General features: G+C 73.2%; 19 protein-coding genes. 3 read left to right on the forward strand and 16 right to left on the reverse strand.

Annotated features, from left to right (window positions below):
• Positions 1 to 340: 340 nt before the first annotated feature.
• Complete coding sequence (locus ACLBYG_RS25395; RefSeq protein ID WP_020094569.1) at positions 341 to 940, reverse strand: TetR/AcrR family transcriptional regulator; 600 nt, start codon at positions 938 to 940, stop codon at positions 341 to 343.
• 88 nt (positions 941 to 1,028) lie between these two features.
• On the opposite strand from ACLBYG_RS25395, the gene ACLBYG_RS25400 reads away from it, so the two are divergent.
• The gene (locus ACLBYG_RS25400; protein WP_447683320.1) at positions 1,029 to 2,288 is read left to right on the forward strand and encodes an efflux RND transporter periplasmic adaptor subunit; all 1,260 of its coding nucleotides are present in this window, start codon (positions 1,029 to 1,031) and stop codon (positions 2,286 to 2,288) included.
• Between the two features lie 108 nt (positions 2,289 to 2,396).
• The gene (locus ACLBYG_RS25405; protein WP_447683321.1) at positions 2,397 to 5,636 is read left to right on the forward strand and encodes an efflux RND transporter permease subunit; all 3,240 of its coding nucleotides are present in this window, start codon (positions 2,397 to 2,399) and stop codon (positions 5,634 to 5,636) included.
• Here ACLBYG_RS25405 and ACLBYG_RS25410 read toward each other — a convergent pair.
• The 5 genes from ACLBYG_RS25410 to ACLBYG_RS25430 all read right to left on the reverse strand — a co-directional run bounded on the left by ACLBYG_RS25410 (position 5,610) and on the right by ACLBYG_RS25430 (position 10,631).
• Positions 5,610 to 6,602 carry a DUF808 domain-containing protein gene (locus tag ACLBYG_RS25410; RefSeq protein WP_447683322.1) on the reverse strand — a complete coding sequence of 331 codons (993 nt, stop codon included), beginning with the start codon at positions 6,600 to 6,602 and terminating at the stop codon, positions 5,610 to 5,612. The two genes, ACLBYG_RS25405 and ACLBYG_RS25410, sit on opposite strands and share 27 nt — an antisense overlap.
• A 125-nt stretch (positions 6,603 to 6,727) precedes the next feature.
• Positions 6,728 to 7,396, reverse strand: coding sequence for a response regulator transcription factor (locus ACLBYG_RS25415; protein ID WP_091680698.1), 669 nt, complete (start codon positions 7,394 to 7,396; stop codon positions 6,728 to 6,730).
• Between the two features lie 10 nt (positions 7,397 to 7,406).
• Positions 7,407 to 9,485 carry an ATP-binding protein gene (locus tag ACLBYG_RS25420; RefSeq protein ID WP_447683323.1) on the reverse strand — a complete coding sequence of 693 codons (2,079 nt, stop codon included), beginning with the start codon at positions 9,483 to 9,485 and terminating at the stop codon, positions 7,407 to 7,409.
• A 164-nt stretch (positions 9,486 to 9,649) separates the two neighbouring features.
• The gene (locus ACLBYG_RS25425) at positions 9,650 to 9,874 is read right to left on the reverse strand and encodes a ribosome modulation factor (RefSeq protein ID WP_447683324.1); all 225 of its coding nucleotides are present in this window, start codon (positions 9,872 to 9,874) and stop codon (positions 9,650 to 9,652) included.
• A gap of 340 nt (positions 9,875 to 10,214) precedes the next feature.
• On the reverse strand, positions 10,215 to 10,631 hold the full coding sequence (locus ACLBYG_RS25430) for a hypothetical protein (protein ID WP_447683325.1): 417 nt from the start codon (positions 10,629 to 10,631) through the stop codon (positions 10,215 to 10,217).
• 304 nt (positions 10,632 to 10,935) lie between these two features.
• On the opposite strand from ACLBYG_RS25430, the gene ACLBYG_RS25435 reads away from it, so the two are divergent.
• Positions 10,936 to 11,184 (forward strand): hypothetical protein, encoded by a 249-nt coding sequence (locus ACLBYG_RS25435; protein WP_447683326.1) that lies wholly within the window; start codon positions 10,936 to 10,938, stop codon positions 11,182 to 11,184.
• On the opposite strand, the gene ACLBYG_RS25440 is transcribed toward ACLBYG_RS25435, so the two are convergent.
• The 10 genes from ACLBYG_RS25440 to ACLBYG_RS25485 form a co-directional block, all read right to left on the reverse strand.
• A complete protein-coding gene (locus tag ACLBYG_RS25440) occupies positions 11,168 to 12,583 on the reverse strand; it encodes a hypothetical protein (protein WP_447683327.1) in 1,416 nt (471 codons plus the stop codon). The two genes, ACLBYG_RS25435 and ACLBYG_RS25440, sit on opposite strands and share 17 nt — an antisense overlap.
• A complete protein-coding gene (locus tag ACLBYG_RS25445) occupies positions 12,580 to 12,897 on the reverse strand; it encodes a hypothetical protein (RefSeq protein ID WP_447683328.1) in 318 nt (105 codons plus the stop codon). The genes ACLBYG_RS25440 and ACLBYG_RS25445 overlap by 4 nt, the downstream gene beginning before the upstream one ends.
• A gap of 50 nt (positions 12,898 to 12,947) precedes the next feature.
• A complete protein-coding gene (locus ACLBYG_RS25450; protein ID WP_447683329.1) occupies positions 12,948 to 13,673 on the reverse strand; it encodes a hypothetical protein in 726 nt (241 codons plus the stop codon).
• Positions 13,674 to 13,706: 33 nt separating this feature from the next.
• Positions 13,707 to 14,714 carry a hypothetical protein gene (locus tag ACLBYG_RS25455; protein ID WP_447683330.1) on the reverse strand — a complete coding sequence of 336 codons (1,008 nt, stop codon included), beginning with the start codon at positions 14,712 to 14,714 and terminating at the stop codon, positions 13,707 to 13,709.
• Between the two features lie 52 nt (positions 14,715 to 14,766).
• Positions 14,767 to 15,738 (reverse strand): hypothetical protein, encoded by a 972-nt coding sequence (locus ACLBYG_RS25460; protein ID WP_447683331.1) that lies wholly within the window; start codon positions 15,736 to 15,738, stop codon positions 14,767 to 14,769.
• Positions 15,739 to 15,782: 44 nt separating this feature from the next.
• Positions 15,783 to 16,598, reverse strand: coding sequence for an OmpA family protein (locus ACLBYG_RS25465; protein WP_447683332.1), 816 nt, complete (start codon positions 16,596 to 16,598; stop codon positions 15,783 to 15,785).
• 107 nt (positions 16,599 to 16,705) lie between these two features.
• The gene (locus ACLBYG_RS25470) at positions 16,706 to 17,692 is read right to left on the reverse strand and encodes a trypsin-like serine peptidase (protein WP_447683333.1); all 987 of its coding nucleotides are present in this window, start codon (positions 17,690 to 17,692) and stop codon (positions 16,706 to 16,708) included.
• Between the two features lie 80 nt (positions 17,693 to 17,772).
• The gene (locus tag ACLBYG_RS25475; RefSeq protein WP_447683334.1) at positions 17,773 to 18,903 is read right to left on the reverse strand and encodes a hypothetical protein; all 1,131 of its coding nucleotides are present in this window, start codon (positions 18,901 to 18,903) and stop codon (positions 17,773 to 17,775) included.
• A gap of 58 nt (positions 18,904 to 18,961) precedes the next feature.
• A complete protein-coding gene (locus ACLBYG_RS25480) occupies positions 18,962 to 19,474 on the reverse strand; it encodes a hypothetical protein (RefSeq protein ID WP_091978708.1) in 513 nt (170 codons plus the stop codon).
• Positions 19,471 to 20,862: a hypothetical protein gene (locus ACLBYG_RS25485; RefSeq protein WP_447683335.1), complete on the reverse strand. Its 1,392-nt coding sequence runs from the start codon at positions 20,860 to 20,862 to the stop codon at positions 19,471 to 19,473. The genes ACLBYG_RS25480 and ACLBYG_RS25485 overlap by 4 nt, the downstream gene beginning before the upstream one ends.
• Positions 20,863 to 21,001: the final 139 nt, after the last annotated feature.

Here is a 21,001-nt window from a genome sequence, read left to right on the forward strand (position 1 = left end):
CGTCAGGACGCACGCAGGCAGCACGGTGTCTGAAACGGGCGGCAACGACATGAAACGCCGGAACGCGAAATCCGTCAACTATGCAACGAATTGCCATGATTGATGAAACGTTGCGAAATGCACGGAAACGGACGGAAACGACTTGACGCAACCTTGCCAAGGTTGGGGTCGAGGGTTCGAATCCCTTCGCCCGCTCCAGTTTTCCCAACCATACGATCGACTTACAAGGCCGCAGCTCTGCGGCCTTTGTCGTTTCTGGACCTCGGCGAACCGCCGGTCGCGGAGAGGCGAACGGCGTCCGGGTGGACCGAGGCGCGGGATCGCGCCCGGTCAGCCCGGCTCAGGCGTCGTGTTCCCTCGCGAAGGCCCGCAGCGAGACCCGGGCGACCTCCCGCAGCGCCTCCCGGTCGGCGCCCGAGGAGGCCAGCACGCCCATGCCGGAGGCGACGGTGGACAGGAACCGCGCCAGCGCGACCGGGTCGGAATCCGCCGGCAGGTCACCGTCCTGTCGGGCCTGGATGAAGCGCTCGCGGAGCTCCATCTCGCCCTGCGCCCGCCGGGACGCCAGCTCGAACGGGATGTTCTCCGAGCCCGCGCCGCAGGCGAGGCCGCCCTGAACGAGGAGGCAGCCGGGCGGGTTCGCCGGATCCGTGTGGCTCTCGGCGATGCTGCTCAGGAAGCGCTCGGCCACGTCGCGCGCGGTCTCGCCCGCCAGGACGAAGCGCATGTGCTCGGAGCGCCGCTGCGCGTACCGGTCGAGGGCGGCCTTGAGCAGCCCCTCCTTGCTGCCGAAGGCCGCGTAGAGACTCGGCGGCTTGATGCCCATCGCCTTCGTGAGCATCGCGAGGCTCGCGCCGTCGTAGCCGTGGCGCCAGAACACCTCCATCGCCTCGTCGAGGGCCTTGTCCGTGTCGAAGGACCGGGGGCGCCCCATCACCATTGCCTGCGGACTCCAACTTTTATATCGAGTGGTAGATAAGTCACTTGACGCCCCGCGTCCATGCCGACATGTGTAGCGACCTATACAGATGTTGGAGTCGCTCGTGGAACCTCAGCGTCATCCCTCGCGCAATCCTCTCCGTGCCCGGCGCCTCGCGGCCGGAAGCCTCGCGGTCGCCCTTCTCGCAGGCGTCTCCTACACCTTCATACCCGGCGCCCTGGTCCGGGGAACCGTGGCCGTCGCCGCGACGCCGCCGACCGAGGTGGCGATGCCGGCCTCGGTCGCGACCGTCGAGCCGCGCGACGTCATCCTCTGGGACGAGTTCTCGGGGCGTCTGGAGGCCGTCGAGCGCATCGACGTCCGTGCCCGGGTGGGCGGCGCGATCCTGGCCACGCACTTCGCGGAAGGCGAGGTGGTCAAGGCCGGAGACCTGCTGGTGACCATCGATCCCGCGCCCTACGCGGCCGAGGTCCAGCGGCTGGAAGCCCAGGTCGCGGGCGCCGAGGCGCGGGTCGGCATGACGGCGAGCGACCTCGAGCGCGGGCAGAAGCTGTCGGACCAGCGCATCGTCACGGCGCGCGACCTCGACGTCCGCGCCAATGCGTTCAAGGAGGCCAAGGCGAGCCTCGACGCGGCGAAGGCGGCCCTGGAGGCGGCGCGCCTGAACCTCGGCTACACGCAGGTCCGGGCGGCCGTCGGCGGCCGCGTCGGCCGCCGCGAGATCACGCCGGGCAACCTCGTGGCCACGGGCGCCGGGGCCGCCGTGCTGACCACGCTCGTCTCGGTCGATCCGGTCTACGCCAGCTTCGATGCCGACGAGGGCGTGGTCCTGAAGGCGCTGGCCTCGGTCGCCGAGCCGGGCGGCCGGCGCGGCAAGCTCGACCGCATCCCCGTGGAGATGGCGACCGCCGACGGCGCCCGCGCGGCCGGGCATCTCCAGTTCATCGACAACAAGGTCGACGCGCGCAGCGGCACGGTCCGGGTGCGCGCGACCTTCTCCAACGGCGACGGCCGCCTGATCCCGGGCCAGTTCGCCCGGATGCGCCTCGGTCAGGCCGCGCCGGAACGCCTCGTCCTCGTCGACGAGCGGGCCGTCGGCACCGATCAGGACAAGAAGTTCGTGCTCCTCGTGGGGTCGGACAACCGGGCCGAGTTCCGGGCCGTCACCCTCGGCCGGGCAGTCGACGGTCTGCGCGTCGTGACTTCCGGCCTGTCGGGCGGCGAGCGCATCGTGGTCAACGGCCTGCAGCGCGTCCGTCCCGGGACCCTCCTGCGCCCCGAACCGGTGGCGATGGGCGCGCGCCCGCAGGACGCCGCCCCCGGGCCGCGCAAGCTCGCCCAGCGCTGACGGCCGGCGCGCCGCGCCCGTCCGCCCGATCCAAATCCCCGACGCCTTCGAGACGGCGGCCGCACGCGGCCGCCCGGACGCCCCTGCCTCACGCCCTCGGAGGGCGGCATGAATCTCTCCAAGTTCTTCATCGACCGCCCGATCTTCGCGGGCGTGCTCTCGATGCTCATCTTCATCGGCGGTCTGCTGTCGCTCTTCGCGATGCCGATCTCCGAGTACCCGGACGTGGTGCCGCCCTCCGTCGTCGTCCGCGCGACCTTCCCGGGCGCCAACCCCAAGGTCATCGTCGAGACCGTGGCGACGCCGATCGAGGAGCAGATCAACGGCGTCGAGGGCATGCTCTACATGTCGAGCCAGGCCACGACGGACGGCATCATGACGCTGACCGTCACCTTCCGGCTGGGCACCGACCCCGACAAGGCGCAGCAGCTCGTCCAGAACCGCGTCTCGCAGGCCGAGCCGCGGCTACCGGCGGTGGTGCGCCAGCTCGGCATCGTCACGGTGAAGAGCTCCCCCGACCTCACCATGGTCGTGCATCTCGTCTCGCCCAACGGGCGCTACGACATGACCTACCTGCGCAACTACGCGGTGCTGAACATCAAGGACCGGCTGGCGCGGCTCGACGGCGTCGGCCAGGTCCAGCTCTTCGGCTCCGGCGACTACGCGATGCGGATCTGGCTCGACCCGCAGAAGGTGGCCGAGCACGGCCTGTCCGCGGGCGACGTCGTGCGGGAGATCCAGGCCCAGAACGTCGAGGCCGCGGCCGGGGTGATCGGCGCGTCGCCGGCCGTTCCGGGCCTCGACCTGCAGCTCTCGCTCAACGCCGAGGGGCGCCTGAGCAGCGAGGAGCAGTTCGGCGACATCGTGGTCAAGACCGGCGCCGACGGGGCGATCACGCGCCTGCGCGACGTCGCGCGCATCGAGCTCGGCGCCTCCGACTACGCCCTGCGCTCGCTCCTCGACAACAAGTCGGCGGTGGCGATCCCGATCTCGCAGTCGCCGGGCTCGAACGCGATCCAGATCTCCGACGAGGTCCGCCGCACCATGGCGGAGATCAAGCGGACCATGCCGGAGGGCGTCGACTACCAGATCGTCTACGACCCGACGCAGTTCGTGCGCGCCTCCATCGAGGCGGTCATCCACACGCTGCTAGAGGCGATCGCCCTCGTCGTGCTCGTGGTGATCCTGTTCCTGCAGACGTGGCGGGCCTCGATCATCCCGCTGCTCGCCGTGCCGGTCTCGATCGTCGGCACCTTCGCGGTGATGCACGTCTTCGGATTCTCGATCAACGCGCTGAGCCTGTTCGGCCTCGTGCTGGCCATCGGCATCGTCGTCGACGACGCGATCGTGGTCGTCGAGAACGTCGAGCGCAACATCGAGAGCGGCCTGTCCCCGCGGGACGCCAGCTACCAGGCCATGCGCGAGGTCTCGGGCCCGATCATCGCCATCGCCCTCGTGCTGGTCGCGGTCTTCGTGCCCCTGGCCTTCATCAGCGGCCTGACGGGCCAGTTCTACAAGCAGTTCGCCCTCACCATCGCGATCTCGACGGTGATCTCGGCGATCAACTCGCTGACCCTCTCGCCGGCCCTCTCGGCGCTGCTGCTGAAGGATCACCACGCGCCGAAGGATCGTCTCACCCGCATCCTCGACCGGCTGCTCGGCTGGTTCTTCCGCCGCTTCAACCGCGCCTTCGGGCGGGCCTCGAACGGCTACGGCCGCGGCGTCGGCTTCGCGGTGTCGCGCAAGGCCGCGATGATGACCCTCTACGTCCTGCTCGTCGGGCTGACCGTCGGCCTGTTCCGCCAGATCCCGGGCGGCTTCGTGCCGGGCCAGGACAAGCAATACCTCGTGGGCTTCGCGCAGCTGCCCGACGGCGCGACCCTCGACCGGACGGAAGAGGTCATCCGCCGCATGAGCGAGATCGCCCTCAAGGAGCCCGGCGTCGAGAGCGCCGTCGCCTTCCCGGGCCTCTCGATCAACGGCTTCACCAACAGCTCCAACTCGGGGATCGTGTTCTCGACGCTCAAGCCGTTCGACGAGCGCAGGGACCCGTCCCTCAACGGGGCGGCGATCGCGCAGTCGCTGAACAAGAAGTACGCCGCGATCCCCGAGGCCTTCATCGCGATGTTCCCGCCGCCGCCGGTGAACGGGCTGGGGACGATCGGCGGCTTCAAGCTGCAGATCGAGGATCGGGCCGGCCTCGGCTACGAGGCGCTGAACGACGCCACGAAGGCGTTCATGGCGAAGGCCGCCCAGGCGCCGGAACTCGTCGGGCTGTTCTCGAGCTTCCAGATGAACGTGCCGCAGCTCTTCGCGGACATCGACCGGACGAAGGCCCGTCAGCTCAACATCCCGGTGACGGACGTCTTCGACACGCTGCAGATCTATCTCGGCTCGCTCTACGTCAACGACTTCAACAAGTTCGGCCGCACCTACTCGGTGCGCGTCCAGGCCGACGCCCCGTTCCGGGCGCGGTCGGACGATGTCGGTCTGCTGAAGGTCCGGGCCGGTTCCGGCGAGATGGTCCCGCTCTCCGCTCTGCTGCGCGTCCGCCAGACCGCCGGACCGGAGCGGGCCATGCGCTACAACGGCTTCCTGTCGGCCGACATCAACGCCGGCGCGGCGCCCGGCTACTCGTCGGGTCAGGCCCAGGCGGCGGCCACGCGGATCGCGGCCGAGACGCTGCCGCGGGGCTTCGCCTTCGAGTGGACGGACCTCACGTACCAGGAATTCATCGCGGGCAATTCCGGGATCTGGGTCTTTCCCCTCGCGCTGCTCCTGGTCTTCCTCGTGCTCGCCGCGCAGTACGAGAGCCTCGCCCTGCCGCTGGCGATCCTGCTGATCGTGCCGATGGGGCTGCTCGCCGCGATGTTCGGCGTCTGGCTGTCGGCCGGCGACAACAACGTCTTCACGCAGATCGGCCTGATCGTGCTCGTCGGGCTCTCGGCCAAGAACGCCATCCTGATCGTCGAATTCGCCCGTGAGCTCGAATTCGCCGGTCGGACCCCGCTCCAGGCGGCGATCGAGGCGAGCCGCCTCCGGCTGCGGCCGATCCTGATGACGTCGATGGCGTTCATCATGGGCGTGCTGCCGCTGGTGACAGCGACCGGCGCCGGATCGGAGATGCGCCGCGCGATGGGCGTCGCGGTGTTCTCGGGCATGATCGGCGTGACCGCCTTCGGCCTGTTCCTGACCCCGGTCTTCTACGTGCTGCTGCGTCGCCTGAGCGGCAACAGGCCCCTGAAGCATCACGGCGCCGCAGCGCCGGTCCCGGCGCCAGTCGCTGTGCCGGGCTCCGCCCCGGCCGATCACGGGATCCCGTCAGCCGCGCCGCTGCCACAGGCCTGACAGGGCGCGCCACGCCGGCGCCAGCACGACGTTCGTCAGCGGGATCAGCGCCCCGCCGACGACCAGCCCGATGAGGCCCGACACGGTCGCGGTGACGAGCCACGCGACGAGGCCCGCGGCGAACGGCACGCGCGTCGCCGCGGCCTCCGCCATCGCGTGGGCGGCGTGCGCCGGTGCCGAGAACCCGTAGGTCTCGAGACCGTGCATCAGGATCCCGCCGCCGACCCAGATCATCGCCGCCGTCCCGATGACGGCCAGGATCTTGAGCAGGATCGGCATGCCCTTGACGACGCCGCGGCCGAGCCCGCGGATCAGGCTTCCGAGCGGTGGGCCCGCGGTGCTGCGGGCGAGGGCCAGACCGGCATCGTCGGCCTTCACGATCAGCGCGACCACGCCGTAGACGCCCGCGGTGATGCCGACCGCGACGATGGCCAGCACCGCCGCCCGCATCCAGAAGCTGCCCTCCGGCAGCGCCGCCAGCGTGATGGCCATGATCTCGGCCGACAGGATGAAGTCCGTCTTGATGGCGCTCGCCACGCGCCGGTCTTCCCGGGCCTGATCGCCGCCGGCGCCACCCTCCTGGTCCGCCTCGTCGCCGTGGCCGTGATGGGCGAACACGGCTTCGTAGACCTTCTCGGCGCCCTCGAAGCACAGGTACGCGCCGCCCAGCATGAGGAGCGGCGTGATCGCCCAGGGGGCGAAGGCGCTCAGCGCCAGGGCACCCGGCAGCAGGAAAAGGATCTTGTTGCGCAGCGATCCGAGGGCGATCCTGCCGACGATCGGCAATTCGCGCTCCGCGGCGAAGCCGACGACGTAGCGCGGCGTCACGGCCGCGTCGTCGATGACGACGCCGGCGGCCTTGGTGCCGGCGCGCGCCGCCTGGCCGGCCACGTCGTCGAGCGAGGCCGCCGCGGCCCTCACCATGAAGGCGACATCGTCCAACAGGGCGATCAATCCGACGCTCACCCGTCCCCCCTCGTCCCTGACCGGTCCGCCAGACAGACGATCCGCGGCAGGATTTGATCCCTGACCGGCGAAAAATCGGCGGACCCGGCCGTCGCCCGGGACTGGCTGCCCGCGCTCCCTCGCGCCTAGCGCAGCGCCAGGGCGTCGAGCCATCCGTGCGCGGCGGCGTAGCGGATGATCTCCGCGCGCGTGCGCAGGCCCAGCTTCTCAGCGGCCCGCGCCTTGTAGGTCTCGATGGACTTCACGCTGAGATCGAAGCGCCGCGCGATCTCCTTGTTGCTGAAGCCCTGCGCGATCAGCCGGAGCACGTCGGTCTCGCGCGGGCTCAGCGCTTCGGCCGACGGCTCGGTCTCCGCGCCCTGCGCCGGGGCCCCGGGATGCGCCATGGCGTGGCTCGCCACCGAGGGGTCGAGGTAGATCCCGCCCGCCGCGACGGCGCGGACCGCGCGGAGCAGGTCCTCCGCGGCCGAGCGCTTGAGGAGGTAGCCCCGGGCGCCCGCCTTGAGCAGCGGCTGAACGTAGGCCGCGTCCTCGTGAACCGTCAGCACCAGCACGCGCGTTCGCGGGCAAGACCCGGCGACGCGCTCGGTCAGCTCCAGGCCGTTGAGGCCCGGCATCGAGACGTCGACGACGGCGACGTCCGGGTCGGCGGCGTGGATCATCGGCAGCGCCTCGCTGCCGCTGGTGGCCTCGCCGACCAGCTCGATCTCCGGGTCGGCGTTCAGGAGCGTCCGGATCCCCGCGAGGACGATGGGATGGTCGTCGGCCAGGGCGACGCGGATGCGGTCCGTCATGCGCTTCTCCTCAGGTCTCGGGATGTTCCGGAATCGGGATGGTGACGAACAGCGTCGTACCGATGCCCGGGGACGATTCCAGCGTGAGCGTCCCGCTGAGGAGCGACAGCCGCTCCCGGATGCCCGACAGGCCGAGCCGCAGCTTGGCCGGCGCCTCGCCGCTGGCGCGCTCACGCTGCTCGTCGGCGTTGAAGCCGGTGCCGTCATCCTCGATGACGACCCGCATCTCGCCCGCGCGCTTCTCCACCGAGACGCTGACGCTCGCGGCCCGGGCGTGCTTGAGGACGTTGGTCAGGGCCTCCTGCACGATCCGGTAGACGGCCGTCTCGATCGCGGCCGGCAGCCGGGTCGCCTCGCTCAGGAACTCCAGGTCGGCGCGGATCCCGTGCCGCTGACTCCAGTCGCGCAGCAGGGTGGCCAGGGCCTCGCGCAGCCCGAGATCGTCGAGGGCAGTCGGCCGGAGGTCGACGGCGGCCCGGTGGATGTCGCGGCCGATCTCCCCGGCGAGCGATTGCAGCCACTCCACCTGCCGGCCGGCCTCGGCCGTCGCGCCGCGTGCCAGGAGCCGCTCCATGCTCTTGAGGCCCAGCGAGAGTCCGGTCACCGTCTGGCCGACCTGGTCGTGGAGTTCCCGGGCGATCCGGCGCTGCTCGTTCTCCTGGGCCTCGCCGAGGCGGCGCAGCAGCGCGAAGCGCTCGGCCTCCGCGCGCTTGCGCGGCTCGATGTCCGACACCACGCCGTAGATCAGCCCGGCCGGGGTATGCTCGTGGAGCTGCGGCACGCGGCCGGCGACCCGCACCCAGCGCGGCTCCCGACTCTCCTGGGTCACGCGGAACTCGACGTCGAGCGGCGTGCCCTCGGCGAGGCTCCGGCGCAGGGCCTCGCTCAGGCGCCCGCGATCCTCGGGATCGACCGCCTGCAGGACCGTGTCGGCGTCCACGGCGCTGTCGCGCCCCTCGGCGGCGGCCGTCCAACCGAGGAGATCGGCCGCGCGGGGCGAGCCGGTGACCCGGTGCGCGACGGTGTCCCAGCGCAGCGTGCCGAGTTCCGCGGCCTCGGCGGCGACGGCGCCCTGTTCCTCGCTGGAGCGGAGCGCGAGGGAGAACCGGGCCTGCTCGCCCGCCCGGCGCTGCGCCATGTCGCGGCCGACGAGACCGACCAGCGCCAGGGCGAGCCCGATGCTGACGAAGCTGCCGCCACCCAGGACGGCGTAGGACCGCGAGACCGGCGCGTTGAGCGTCGCGACCGGCATCCCGAAATGCACCGACCAGCCGCCGGTATGCTGCAGGGTCCGGTAGACCACCTCGACATCGGCGCCTTCCAGCGTCGGTCCGGTGTAGAAGCCGTTCGGGGCGTTCCGGATCGCCGCCTGGAGCGCCGGGTTCGCCGGGTGGCCGAGCTCCTCCACCTCGGCCCGGGTCCGGGCGATCGTGTTGCCCTCCGCGTCCACGATGGTGCCGACCCAGCCCTCGGGGGCGCCGGCGTCGCGCAGGATCGAGCTCACCGCGTTCGTGGCGAGCCGGATCGAGAGGACGTAGCGCAGCGTGCCGTCCCGGATGACCGGCACGCGCAGCGCGACGAGGCGCTTGCCCGAGATCGAGCCGGCCGGACCGATGCCGCCGATCACCGGCTGCCGCGTGCGCACCACTGCGTCGAAGCTCGTCCGGTCCGAAGTCGGTCCGAGTTCCTCCTCGAGGGACCGGAGAAGATTCACGATCTGGGCGCCGTCCGGTCGGGCGAGCTCCACGGTCTCCCAGAGCGGGTGCGCCTGCCTGAGGCGCACGGCCTCGGCGTAGAAGGCCGCGAGGTCGGGCCCGTCGAGGGTCGCGGAGGCGGCCTCGGCCTCGAGGACCGCGATCTGGGCGGCGATGTCCGAGGCGACGCGCTCGGCCACCCGGGTCGCGCTGGCGACGGCGGCGCTCCGGGCGAGGTCGCGCTGCTGCTGCGCCATCAGCGTCGCGACCCAGCCGCTGAGCAGCAGGACCGGGATCGCGGCCGCGAGGGCGAGGGCGACGAAGGTGCGGCGGCTGCCGCGGCTCAGCTGGAGCTCGGGCTTCCGGATCGCGGTGTCGCGGGCGCGAGCATTCATGCGGCCGTGCGCGGACACGCTGCGCGCCGGCCCGGACCCGTCCCCCATCGCTCGGACGGCCTGACGCCCCTGTCTCGCCGTCCCGCGCGCACCGTCGCCCGCCTCCCGTATCCCCGCATCGGCCCGTAAGCTCACAGCTCTCCTACGGGAAAGTCGGGCCGCCGTCAGGCCGGGGAGGCGGGGTCGGACGCGGCACCGGAGTCGGAAAGGGCCGATCCGGGCAGCATCCGGGCGGGGTGGGGCATCCGCGTCGCGACCGCCCACGAGGAGCCGTCGTAGCCCTCGTACCAGGCCCGGCGCTCGCGCGACTCGCCGGGATAGGGGCAGGCGTCGCGGGGCCGACCGACGGCGCGCGCGCGGGCGCCCTGTTTGACGATGTCCATGAGCATGGGCGCTGATCTCTCCGGCCGCTCGGGAGCCTGTCCCGCCGGGTCAGAAGCGCCGAGTTCGAACGGCCAAGCAAGCTGTTTCGAGCCGGGATACCGCTCACACCGACGCCTGTCGGGAATATCCCGACAGGCCGTACGTGCAATGATCGATTGACCATTGCACGAAAGCGGCACCGGATCTTTCGCATATCGCCCCGATCCGTCCGAATGATGCGCGCAGAGACACGTGATCCTCGCGTCGTCGGACGCGAGGATCACGGGTGCCACGCCGACGTGGGCGTGGCGTGGGACGCCGACCGGGAGGCCGTGACGGCCCGGCCTCCCGGTCCGGATGCGCCGCCTAGTAGGCGCAGCCGTAGCCGACCGGCGCGTAGCCGTACCTGTAGGGCCGCCCGTAGGCGGCGCCGTAGAGACCGGGCCGTGCAGCGGCCGCGAGGCCAAGGCCTGCGCCGGTCGCGAAGCCGACCCCACGATAGCCGCCCCAGCCACCCGAGCGATACGCGTGGGGCCGGAAGCCGTAGCCGGCGGGGCGGAAGTGGACGCCGCGATATCCGCGGTAGCCCCGGTAGTGCCGGTAGTGCCGGTGGAGACGGTGATGGCGGTACCGGTGGAGGCCGTGGCGCCGCCCCCTCCAGACGCCGTGGCCCAGATGGTGGGGCCCATGATGGAAGCCGCGGCCGTGGGGCCGCGCCTCGCTCGACGGGGCGAACAGGACGAGGCTAGACAGCGCCGTGAGGGCGATCGCGAGACGTTTCATGGGCTGAGCTCCAGAGACGGTGAAGGACGTCCGCACGGATCGGAACCGATGCCGGATCCGACCGCGCGGCGCGGTCTGTCGGGACGGCGATGCCGGCCGCCATCGCGGGCCACCGCGCATTCCCCGGGACGCGCGGACGGCGGGAGACCGCCGGTCGCTGTCCCGCAGGCTCATCTGTGTTGCCCGGCGCCGATCAGCAGTCGGAGAGATCGGCAATCGTGTCAGGGTCGGCCCGACATGCCTGGGCGACCGAGCTGGACTAGCTTGGCCGTGGACATTCGCGCGCGCTGCACAGGGGGACGGCATGCGGAAGGCGTTGGGACGGCCGGTGCAGAGGGCGCGATCCTGGTACCGGCGCTACGGGCGCCTCGGCGCGCCGCAGACGCCGCGACCGGTCAAGCAGGGCCCGCAGGCCGGCCCCGGACGCTCGCTGGAGGACTGGGCGCGGTTCGGCGGCGGTCTGCTCGGCCCGGAATCCGCCGATGCCCCGCGTCCTGAGATCCGCGCCGATCGAGGGGCCGCCCTCGGCATCCCGATCAGTCCGCCGGGCTGAAGACGTCGTCGCCCACGAAGATCATCTCGCGGTCGATCTCGGGGGGATCCTTCTGCGAGCCGTAGGCGAAGAACAGGCGCCGGGTCCGGCCATCCGCCGCGGTCAGCGTCAGCGTGTGGCGATCGAGGACGTAGCGCCCGCCCTCCGGCGCGCGCCGACGGGCGATCGCCGTGCCGACGCCGGTGCTCGCCCCCGAATTCGTCGCGCCGACCGAGCCGCCGCGGCCGTAACGCCCGTCCGCGTGGAAGTCGTAGCGGCTCTCGACGGCGATCGCGACGTCGCCGCCCAGGGCGGTGTTGCCGCCGCCCGACAGCCGCCGGTACGCCCGCGCCACCCGCTCATTGGCGGCGGCCGGGAAGGCCCGGAAGAAGCTGCCGTCGCCGAGGGCGTAATCGTTCGCGCGGCCGCGGGCGTCCGTCAGGACGAAGCCGGCGCCCCTGGCACTCCACCGCCCGAATCGCTTGGGCCGTGCGGCCCGCTCGGCGGCGAGGTCCACGTCTTCGAGCGCGATGTCGGCGATCTCGTAGTAGGTTCCGTCGCGCAGGAAGATCAGCGGCTCGAAATCGATGGTCATGAGACCGCCGACGCCGAACCCGGTGGTCGAACGGAAGTACACGCCCTCGACCTGATCCCAGTTGGCGGCGTGGCGCGGGGGACCGGCCGCGTCCGGGGCGGAGGGAGCCGGGGAGGGAGCCGGCCGCGCGTCCGGCACGGGCGGGCTCTCCGCGACCGGTGGCGGCTTCGGGGCCGCGCGTCCGGCCCGGCCCTTCGGCACCAGCCCGTCCTCGGTCAGCGCCAGATTCCGCAGCGTGGCGACCGGGATGAACTCGTTGGACAGGCCCGCCAGGAAACGCGGCAGCACGCCGAGCCGCTTGGCCGCCTGCCAGCCGGCATGGTGGAGAACGGCGCGCAGCTTGACCTGCTCGGCGAAGGCCGCCCGCGTGGCCGGCTGGGACAGGGGCGGCCGTTCCGCCATCGGCGCCACGAACCGGGTCCGGATCGCCCGCAGGGCCGCCGCGCTCGGCTCGACCGTCGCGTCGTTGGCGACCATCCATTGCAGGGCGATGAAGGCGGTGAGCACGTCGCCCGCATCGTCCGGCCGCAGCGGCGTCCCGTCGAGGAAGCCGCGGAAGATGGTGTCGTAATCGTGCTGGGCCAGCTCTCGCGCCGTCTCGGCCGCGGCGATCGGGTTCGTGGCGCGCTGGTCGCGCACCGCCCGCGCGACCGTGGCGGCCCGCAGGTCGGGCGTCGAGGCGTAGGGGAGGGCCGGTCCCTCCACCTCGGTCGCCTGCGCCCGTGCCGGGGTCGCCGTCACCGGGATCGCCAGGCTCCACAGCGGGACGGCTGTCACGCCGAGGCCGAGCAGCGCGGCTGCGCCCCGGAAGGTGAACCGAATCATCGCCGCAACCACGCTCGAAGCATCATCAGCAGGCCCTGCACGACGGTGAGCAGCAGTGTCAGGGCCATGAAGGGCAGGAACGGGATCAGCAGCCAGCCCGTCATCGTCAGCGTGTAGAGCAGGCCGCCGATATCGTGTCCGGCCACCGGGCAGGGGTGCGTCCCCGCCTCGTTGACGGTGCAGCCGGTCAGGTTCGTCAGCGCGAGGCCGAGCGCGAAGGGTACGACCGGCAGCCACGTGATGAGCAGCAGGATGAGGATCACGCGCAGGCGTCGCCGGGACGGGCTCGGCCGCGCCATCGTGGGGATGGCCATCGGTCACAAGCCCCGCGCGGAGCCGGGGCGGCCGCGTCGCGCCGCGCCGCTCATGGCTGGCGGCGGTAGAGGCCGCGGAAGGTGACGTTGACGCCTCCGCAGGCGAGGTTGTCGTCGACGACCAGCCAGGGGCCGACCCGCCGCAGCCAGACCTTGCAGTCGGACGCGTCACCGGCCTCGACCGGCAGCGCCCCGTTCTCGCCGACGGCGAAGCTCGCCGCGGCGCCCTGCGGGGCGACCGTGCCGGCGAATTCGCCGATATGGACGCCGCCGCGGCGCGCCCGCTCGGGATCGCCGGCGCCCCAGGTGGCGTCGCCCCCGAAAGTCAGCAGCCCCGGCTTGTCGGCCTGGGTGATGCGGATGCGCGCCTCCGCACGGGTCCAGGTGCCGAGCCAGTCCGCAGGCGCGACGGCACCGGGTGGCTCGACGGCGACGGCCTCGCCCGGGAGCCAGCCGGTCCGGCCCATATCGTCGCCCGCGCCCCGATAATGGGCACAGACATAGGCGCCGCGACGCTCGCCGAGGATGACGGGATCGGCGCTCACCAGGTAGGCGCGCTCGCGGCAGGCGGCGCTCGAGTCCGGGCAGCCGGCGCGGGCGAGCCCGTCCTTGACAAAGGCCGTGCGCCCCGGCGCGCTGATGCGCCCGAAGGTTGGGGGCGCGCCGGACGCGAGCGAGGGGGACCGACGGCACTCGTTCTCCTCCGCGCGCGCCGGGCCGGCGAGCAGGGCGAGGGCGGAGACCAAGAGCAGCGGGGCGAGAAGCGGCGGGCGCATCGGGAAGGCTCTCGTTGTGGGTGCAGAGGTCGGTCAGCGCATCGCCACCGAGGCGGCGACACGGTCGGCCCTGTCCAGGGCGTCGGGGCGACCGGCATCGGCGAAGCCCAGCACCCGCAGGTAGCGCTGGCCGTCGAAGACCATCGTCTGCGTCACGCCGAGGGCACGGCCGCTCTTGGTGTCGGTCCCGGTGCCGCGCAGCCGCACGACGACCGCCTCGCCGCGACTGGACCGCGCCTCGTCCGTGACGTTCACGTCGGCGAAGTCCTTCTGCGCCGCGAACAGCCGGCGGGCGACCGCGACCTCCGCACCCGCCGGGACCAGCGCCTGACCGAGCGAGGGCGCGACGACGATCACCGGCTGCTCGCGCTCGGGATCGACGTCCTTGGGTCCCTCGGTGAGGAGGAGGCTGTTGCCCGCGAAGACCGCGGCCGGGCGGTAGCCCGCCATGTCGCCGACCTTGTAGGGCAGCGCCGCGACCTGATCGGTCAGGCTCGCCTTCGCCCGGAACGCGAGCGTGCGGAGGGCCGCCTCGACGGAAGCGGCGGGGACCTGCCGGGCCGCCTTCTCGGGGACCTGCACGGTGACGAGCCCGGTCCCGGGGGCGCCGCGCACGACGGCGACCCATTTCGCGTAAGTGAGGCCGTTGGCCGGCTGGGTGCCGCGCAGGACGAAGCCCTCACCGCCCGCGACCGGCAGGGGCTCGGCCCCGCCCTTCACCCGGAAGCCAGTGGCGGCCAGCGCCTCGGGGGTGAACCGCCCGTTGATCTGGTCCCAGGCCTCCGGCGGCATCTCCACCAGGATGATCGACGCGCCGGCCGGATGCTCGAAGCCGGCGAAGCGCCGGCTCACGCTCATCCCGGCCGGCGGCGTGAGGCCGAGGGCGCCGGCGCCCGGAAAGACCGGGTCGGCCTGGGCCTCGCGGGCCGGGCCCGCGATCGCCAGGGGCGCGAAGACCAATCCGGCGAGGATGACGCGCCGCGCCGGGCGTTGCGAAACGAGATGGGAGAGGGCGCCGCGCAGGCGCTCGCGAACCGACATGGTCAACCTTCAGGGAACGGTGGGACGACGAGGCGGGGAAGGCGAGGTTCGGCTACCGCGTCGCCACGCGGCTGATGACGAAGGTGTTGCCCGAGAACTGGACCTGACCCGGCGCGCTCATGTGCTCCAGCATCAGGCGCAGGTTCCGGCCGAGCCGGGCGGAATCCGAGCGGGTCTCGTACCAGTACTCGGTGCTGGCCCCGCTCGCGCGCACCGGACGGTGGTGCTCGTAGCAGCGGAAGGCCGCCATGTACTCCTCGGCCGCCTGGACCTCCTGGGCCGAGAAGCCGCTCAGGCGGACGACGTAGGCGCTGGGCAAACCCCCGCAGCCCTCGCCGCCGGGCGTCGCCGCCACGGCGCCGCCGATCGGAGCGGCGTCAGGGGGCGCAGCGCCGGCATCGGCACCGCGGCGGGGCGCGATGACGCCGTCGAGCTTCGCGGTGAGCGCGGTCGCGAGGTCGGCGGCCACCGTCTTCGCCTCGGCGCCGACCCGCTCGAGCAGGCACTCGCGGTCGCACCCCTGGGGCAGGGGCGGCAGCTGGAGCCCGGCCACCTCGAACGAGCCGAGCGACTGACCGGTGCGGACGTTGAGGAGGCGTCCGGGGATACGGATCTCCGGCCGGACGATATCCGAGTAGGCGGATTTCGACGCCGATGCGTAGATCTGGAACACCGCCACCACGTCGAGCGGCGGATTCTGGACCGCGCGGGCGACCTCGATCAGCTCGGCATCCCGCCGGCGCACCCGGTTGGCCTGGGTGAAGCCCATGGCGACGGCGGTCTCGTCGTAGACGTTGTAGCCGCGCAGGTTCATGGTCTCGGACAGCTCGTGGATCACCCGCTGGAAGATGCGGTTGCCGCGGGGCACCGCGTCCTCGTCGGCGTCCTCGCCCATCACGACGACGTTGGGCTTGGTCTGCGCCCGGGCCGGTGCCGCGTAGGCGGATCCGAGCGCCAGGACGGCGAGGCAGGCGGCGCGGAACGCGGTGGTGCGGACGTGGGGCATCGGGATCCTCCAGGACATCGCGGGTCTCTCCGTCTTCGGACCGTCGGTGAGGCGAGTTGGCGTCATTCGGCGCAGGGACGCGGGGTCGGCGCCGCGCGGAAATCGTCCAGGTCGAGATTCGTCCGCAGGCGCGGGTCGGCCAACTCGCTGCACGGGCCATCCGCGACCGGCAGGACGAAGCGGAGGGCACCGCTGCGGGCCGGCGCGATCAGGCTGACCTCCACCCTGCGGTTCACCCGTGACAGGGGTGCGTCGGGATCCTTCGGCCGCGCGGGTCCCCAGCCGTGGACGCGCAGGCGCTCCGGCGCGATGCCGTAGGTCTCGACGAGATGCGCCTTCACGGCCCGGGCCCGGGCCAGGGAGAGGCGGCGGTTGTAGGCGCGGCCGCCGGCCGCGTCGGTGTGGCCGGCGATCAGGAAGCCGTGGCCCGCGAGCGGCTCGGCGCGCAGGGCCTCGCCGAGCGGTTCGAGCTGGATGCGCGCTTCGGGGGTCAGGCGCGCGCTGTCGTAGGCGAAGAACACGGTGAGATCGATCGACCGGGCGGGAACGACGCGGACCGCCGGGCCGCCGTCGTCGGGGCTGACCGCCAGCGGCCGCGCGGGCGCTCCCGGATTGCCGTCGGCGAAGGGCGCGAGCGACCGGATGATCGCGGTCGCACCCGGATTCGCGGCCCGCGCCTCCTCGGCCTCCGCCCGCTCCGCGGCCGGGTCCCGCGGCGGGGGCGCTTCGTCCGGCTGCGCTGCCCGGGCACCCGGCACCTCGGTGAGCGGGTTCGCCCGGGCGGGCGCGACCAGCGCGAGGGCGAGGCCGACGGCGAGCAACAGTCCGGAGCGGCCGAGGCGCGCCCGCGCGGCGCGCGGTAGATCGTGGGTCCGCATCGCTTCCCCTCTTCGTGTCCCGGACCTTGCTGCGGCCCCTCTCTCCCCGTTCCTGGTCGACCCAGAGCGATTTTCGTCGCCCGCCGTCGCGATTCTCGCGACGGCGCTCAGCGTCCCCGCAGGATGGCGTTCATCCCGGCCGGATCGAGCGGTCCGTCGGTCGCCGGCTTGGGCTGCGGTGCCGGCACGGATGCGGGCGCGACCGGCTTGGCCCCCGGATCGGCGGCGGCGACCGGGCGCCCCTGGGCCGCCGCGATCCGCGCCAGGGTCGGGCTCCGGCCCAGGATCGCCGAGAGGCGGGTCGCGCTGTTGAAGCTCGTCGGATCCTTCGGATCGAGGCCGCCCTCCTTGTGGAGCGCGATGCCGGCCACGGAGGCGTCGAACATGAGCGACCCGGACGAGCCGCCGAGCGTGTCGCAGCGGTGGCGCAGGTCCGGGCCCTCCGCCTGGTCCTTCATGGCGAAGCAGCGGAAGCGGCTCATCACCTTCGGACGTCCGAGGGGATGGTGGATGACCAGCATCGATCGGTTGGCCGTCACCGGCTCGCCCGAGAGCCGCGCAGCGCCGTAGGTCGCGGTCGGATTGCCCGCCACGCGGGCGAGGGCGAAGTCGAGGCGGGCGTCGAACTCGACGGGCTTCGGGTCGATCTCGAAGCGGCGGGAGCCGTTCCCGTCGAGGGTCAGGTAATCCATCAGGATCGACGCCTTGACCGGGCGCAGGTCGCCCGATTGCGGCAGGCAATGGTGGTTGGTCAGCACGTAGTCGCCGGTCAGGAGCGTCCCCGTGCAGGAGGCACCGACCTGCTGCCCGGTGCGGCCGTTCTGGAGCACGATGTCGACGCGGCCGATCGGTCGGGCGAGGGCCGCGAGGCCGTCCTTCGGGTCGAGCTCGCTCACGGGCTCGAAGGCGCCCTTGTTCTGGTCGACATAGGCGGCCGCGTCGCCGGTCGTCTGGCGCAGGGGCAGCTGCGCCCGGCCGTAATCGGCGGGATCGAAGCCGACGCTCTGCGCCCGCGCGGCGTCGCCGCGGCCGAGCACGATCAGCGCGCAGGCCGTTCCCAGAAGGAGAGGGCCTCTCCGGCGCATCGCGATCATCCTCTCCCTCCTCTCGGTCCGCGAATCGGGCCCGCGCTCGCGGGCTCGGTCGACAGCATTCGCAACACGCCGGATTCTCATCAGCGCGCCAGGGTGTGGACCAGGCGGCCGGCAACCGCGCCGGTTCCGGCCTCCGGAACGGCCTGGACCGTGTAGACGAGGTTCTGCCGCGCGCCCTCGCGCAGGAAATAGCCGAGCGCGCCGTCCGCCAGCCGGACGGCCGTGAGGGCGGCGTCGCGCAGTTCCGGCCCGACCTGCACGCGCAGGCCCGGCTCCGCTCCGATGGCGAGCCCGCACAGGTCCGGCGTGAGGCGGCTCGCGGCCAGGTGATCGCCCGACTCCGCCGGTACCGGGCGCCGCTCGGGCGGGTCGGCTCCGAAGGCGACGCGGCGGCAGGAGGAGCCCGCCGGGGCGCGCAGCTCGGAGACGTGGATCGGCGACGCGATCCGGACCTCGGTGCTGGGGGGAGGGGTGGCGGGCCCGGCCGGCGCGTCGGGGCGCGGCTCGCTGACGGGATCGGGCCGCGTGGCCCCGAGAGCGAGCACACCGGCGAGGCCGGCCGCCGCGACGGCGCCGGCCGGCAATGCGAGACGCCACCATCGCCGCGCCGGCGGCGTCTCGGCCCTCTCCGGAGGCCGCAGCGCGGTCAATGCGGCCAGGGCTCCCGGCACGCTGTGCGACGGAAGGATCCGCACGTTCCGGCCCATGCCGCGGAAGACGGCCTCGGCCTGCGCGCGCTCCGGCCCGTCCGGCAGGAGGACCGCCAGCGCGGCGTTCGGAGCTCCGGCGATCGTCGCGGCGGAGCGCTCGATCTTGTCGAGGAGCGCGTAGTCGCCGGGCAGCACTGCGAGGTCGAGATCGACCGCGCCGGTCGCCCAGAGGATGAGGTCGGCCTCCTCCGGTGCCGCGGCGAGCGGGTGGCCGCCCTCGGCGAGGCCGTGCGCCAGGCAGACCGGAACCTCCCAGGAGCGTCCGGCATCGAAGGAGCCCGACAGCCGCAGCTCGTGGGGCTCCGGAGTCTGGCCCATCCACCGGGCGAGCGGGCCGGCGGCCCCGCAGAGCCGGGCGTAATCGGCCGACCACGGCAGCGGGCGATAATCGCCGTCCGCGAAGGCGGCCGGGGCCGGAAGGCCGAAGCGCGGCCTGAGCCCGCGCAGCACCAGCGGTCCGCGGGTCGTGGGCACCACGACGAGGATGGCCGGACGCGTCATGCGCGGGCCGGTCTCCCGGACGGGCCGAGACCGGCCTGCCGGCTCGTCCGACGGCTCGTCAAAGCAGGAACACCGCGCAGGCCGGGTCGCGGAGCATCCGGCCCATGAGGGCCGCGTCCGGCACGGCCGGGTCGAGGGCGAGCACCGCCGCGCCCTCGATCGCCGGACCGAGGTCGAGCCGGACCGTCTCGTCGCCGAGCCACGCCTCGATCACCCGCGGCATCTGCCCCGACTCGCCGCGCAGGACGAGGAGCGGCGGCGCGCCGTCCGCGGCCTCGAGGATCTCCAGCGCGTAGGCGCCGACCCGGCGCCGGAGAATCGCGCCGTCCGAGGCGGCCGCGGCGAGCGGCGCGTGGGCGAGCGCCAGGGCGCCGAGCATCGTCCGGTAGCGCCGGGCCGTCGCGGGGTCGCCGCGGATCGCCCGCACCGTCGCGAGGTCGACCGGGCCGTCGGGCGCACGGGTCGCGTGGGCCCAGAGCCCCGCGTGGTCCGGCCGGGCGGTCGTCGCCGCATCGCGCACAAGGGCGCGGGCCGCGTGGATCTCGGCGAGGAGCCGTGCCGCGTCGCTCACGCCGCGGCCTCCCCGGCATAGGCCGCCGCGAACGCGACCGCGAAGATGTCCCGATCCGCCGGGAACAGCGCGTCCAGCGGCCGGTGCCGGGCGAGTCCGTCGAGCGACCGCTCCAGGTCGGCCGCCGCCTCGGCGAGGCGCAGCAGCGCTGGTTCGGCGGCCGCGAACCCGGCCGAGAGACCGGCCCGATCATCGAAGCCGGCGCGGCGGACGCGGCGCAGGTCGGCCTCGGCGGCCTCCAGCGCGCCCCGCACCGCCTCGGGCAGCGCGTCGCGATCGGCGATCCGGAGGGCCGCCGCGATGCGCAGCATCCGGCCGAGATGGGCCGCGAGCAGTCCCGCGCGCGTCCGGAGTCCGGCGTAGCTCTCGGCCTCCAGGCAGGTCGCCCGCTCGGCGATGGCGGCGCCGCCGCCGCCGCGGCGCAGGCGGTTGGCGATGCCCGACTGGACACGGCCGAAGCTCACGGCGCGGAGCGTCGTCAGCGGGCGGGTCCGGTGGTAGGGCTCGAGGCGCAGGAAGTCGGCCAGGTCCTCGCGCTCGGCGCCGGTGAGGATCTTCGGGCCCTCCGGCCAGTCCGCCAGCAGGGTCGCCAGCGCCGCGGCGGGTTCGGCGGCCGCGACATCGCCCAGGGCCGCGTCCAGCCGCTCCTCCCAGCCCGCGTGGGCGTCGAGGGCGGCGGGGGCCGAGAGGGCGTCGAGGCCTTCGAGGAGGCGGCCGGCCGCCTCGAAGGTCACGAAATGCTCCGCGACGATGCGGAAGCCCGGCCGCTCGCCCGTCGCCATCTCGGCGCGCCAGAAATCGAGGATGTCGTCGTCCGCGACGGACCGGCGGCCGCCCAGGAAGGTCAGGAGCGCCCGGAAGCGCCGCTCCAGCGGCGCCAGCGGCAGATGGGCGTTCCGGTAGGCGGCGAGATGCCGGGCCAGCCGCTTGGCCAGGATCGCCGCGCCTTCCGGGTCGGGCGCGGCGGCGAGTTCGTCGAGCCAGCCCGCAACGGTCGCGAACTGGGCCAGGTCCTCCGCGGTGAGCACGAACTCGGCCAGCGCGAGCAGCCGGGCGAGCCCGGCCCAGCCGGTGGACCAGGCGGTGCCGAGCACGGGGCCGCGGTCGTCGACGGCCGGGCCGCCGCCGAAGCGCGCCGAGAGGGCGGCCGGTCGCGCGAGGCCCGGGTTCAGGGCGAGGGTGATGAGATCGCGCCCGTCGCGGGCCCCGGCCGCCTCGGCCAGCGCGGCGAGGGCGTGGGCGAGGTCCCACAGGGGCTTGTCGCGGTTCGGGCGCACGGCACCCGTGACCACGCGGGCGAGCCAGGCACGGTCGGCGCGGGAGAGATCGCGGCCGTCGCAGACATTGGCGAGGTCGGCCGCGCAGCGCTCATCGTATCCGCCCGTCATGCGCCTCCCGGTCGCGGGCTGCCACGCAACCCCTTGTGATCGTTCGATTCGCCTTATGGTTACCTCGCGACCGGCCATCCGTCGACCTCCGGCGGCCATCCGGGCGCCACACGTCTGCTCTGGGCGGTCCAGACGCGCT

The organism is Methylobacterium sp. D53M (genome assembly GCF_053345625.1).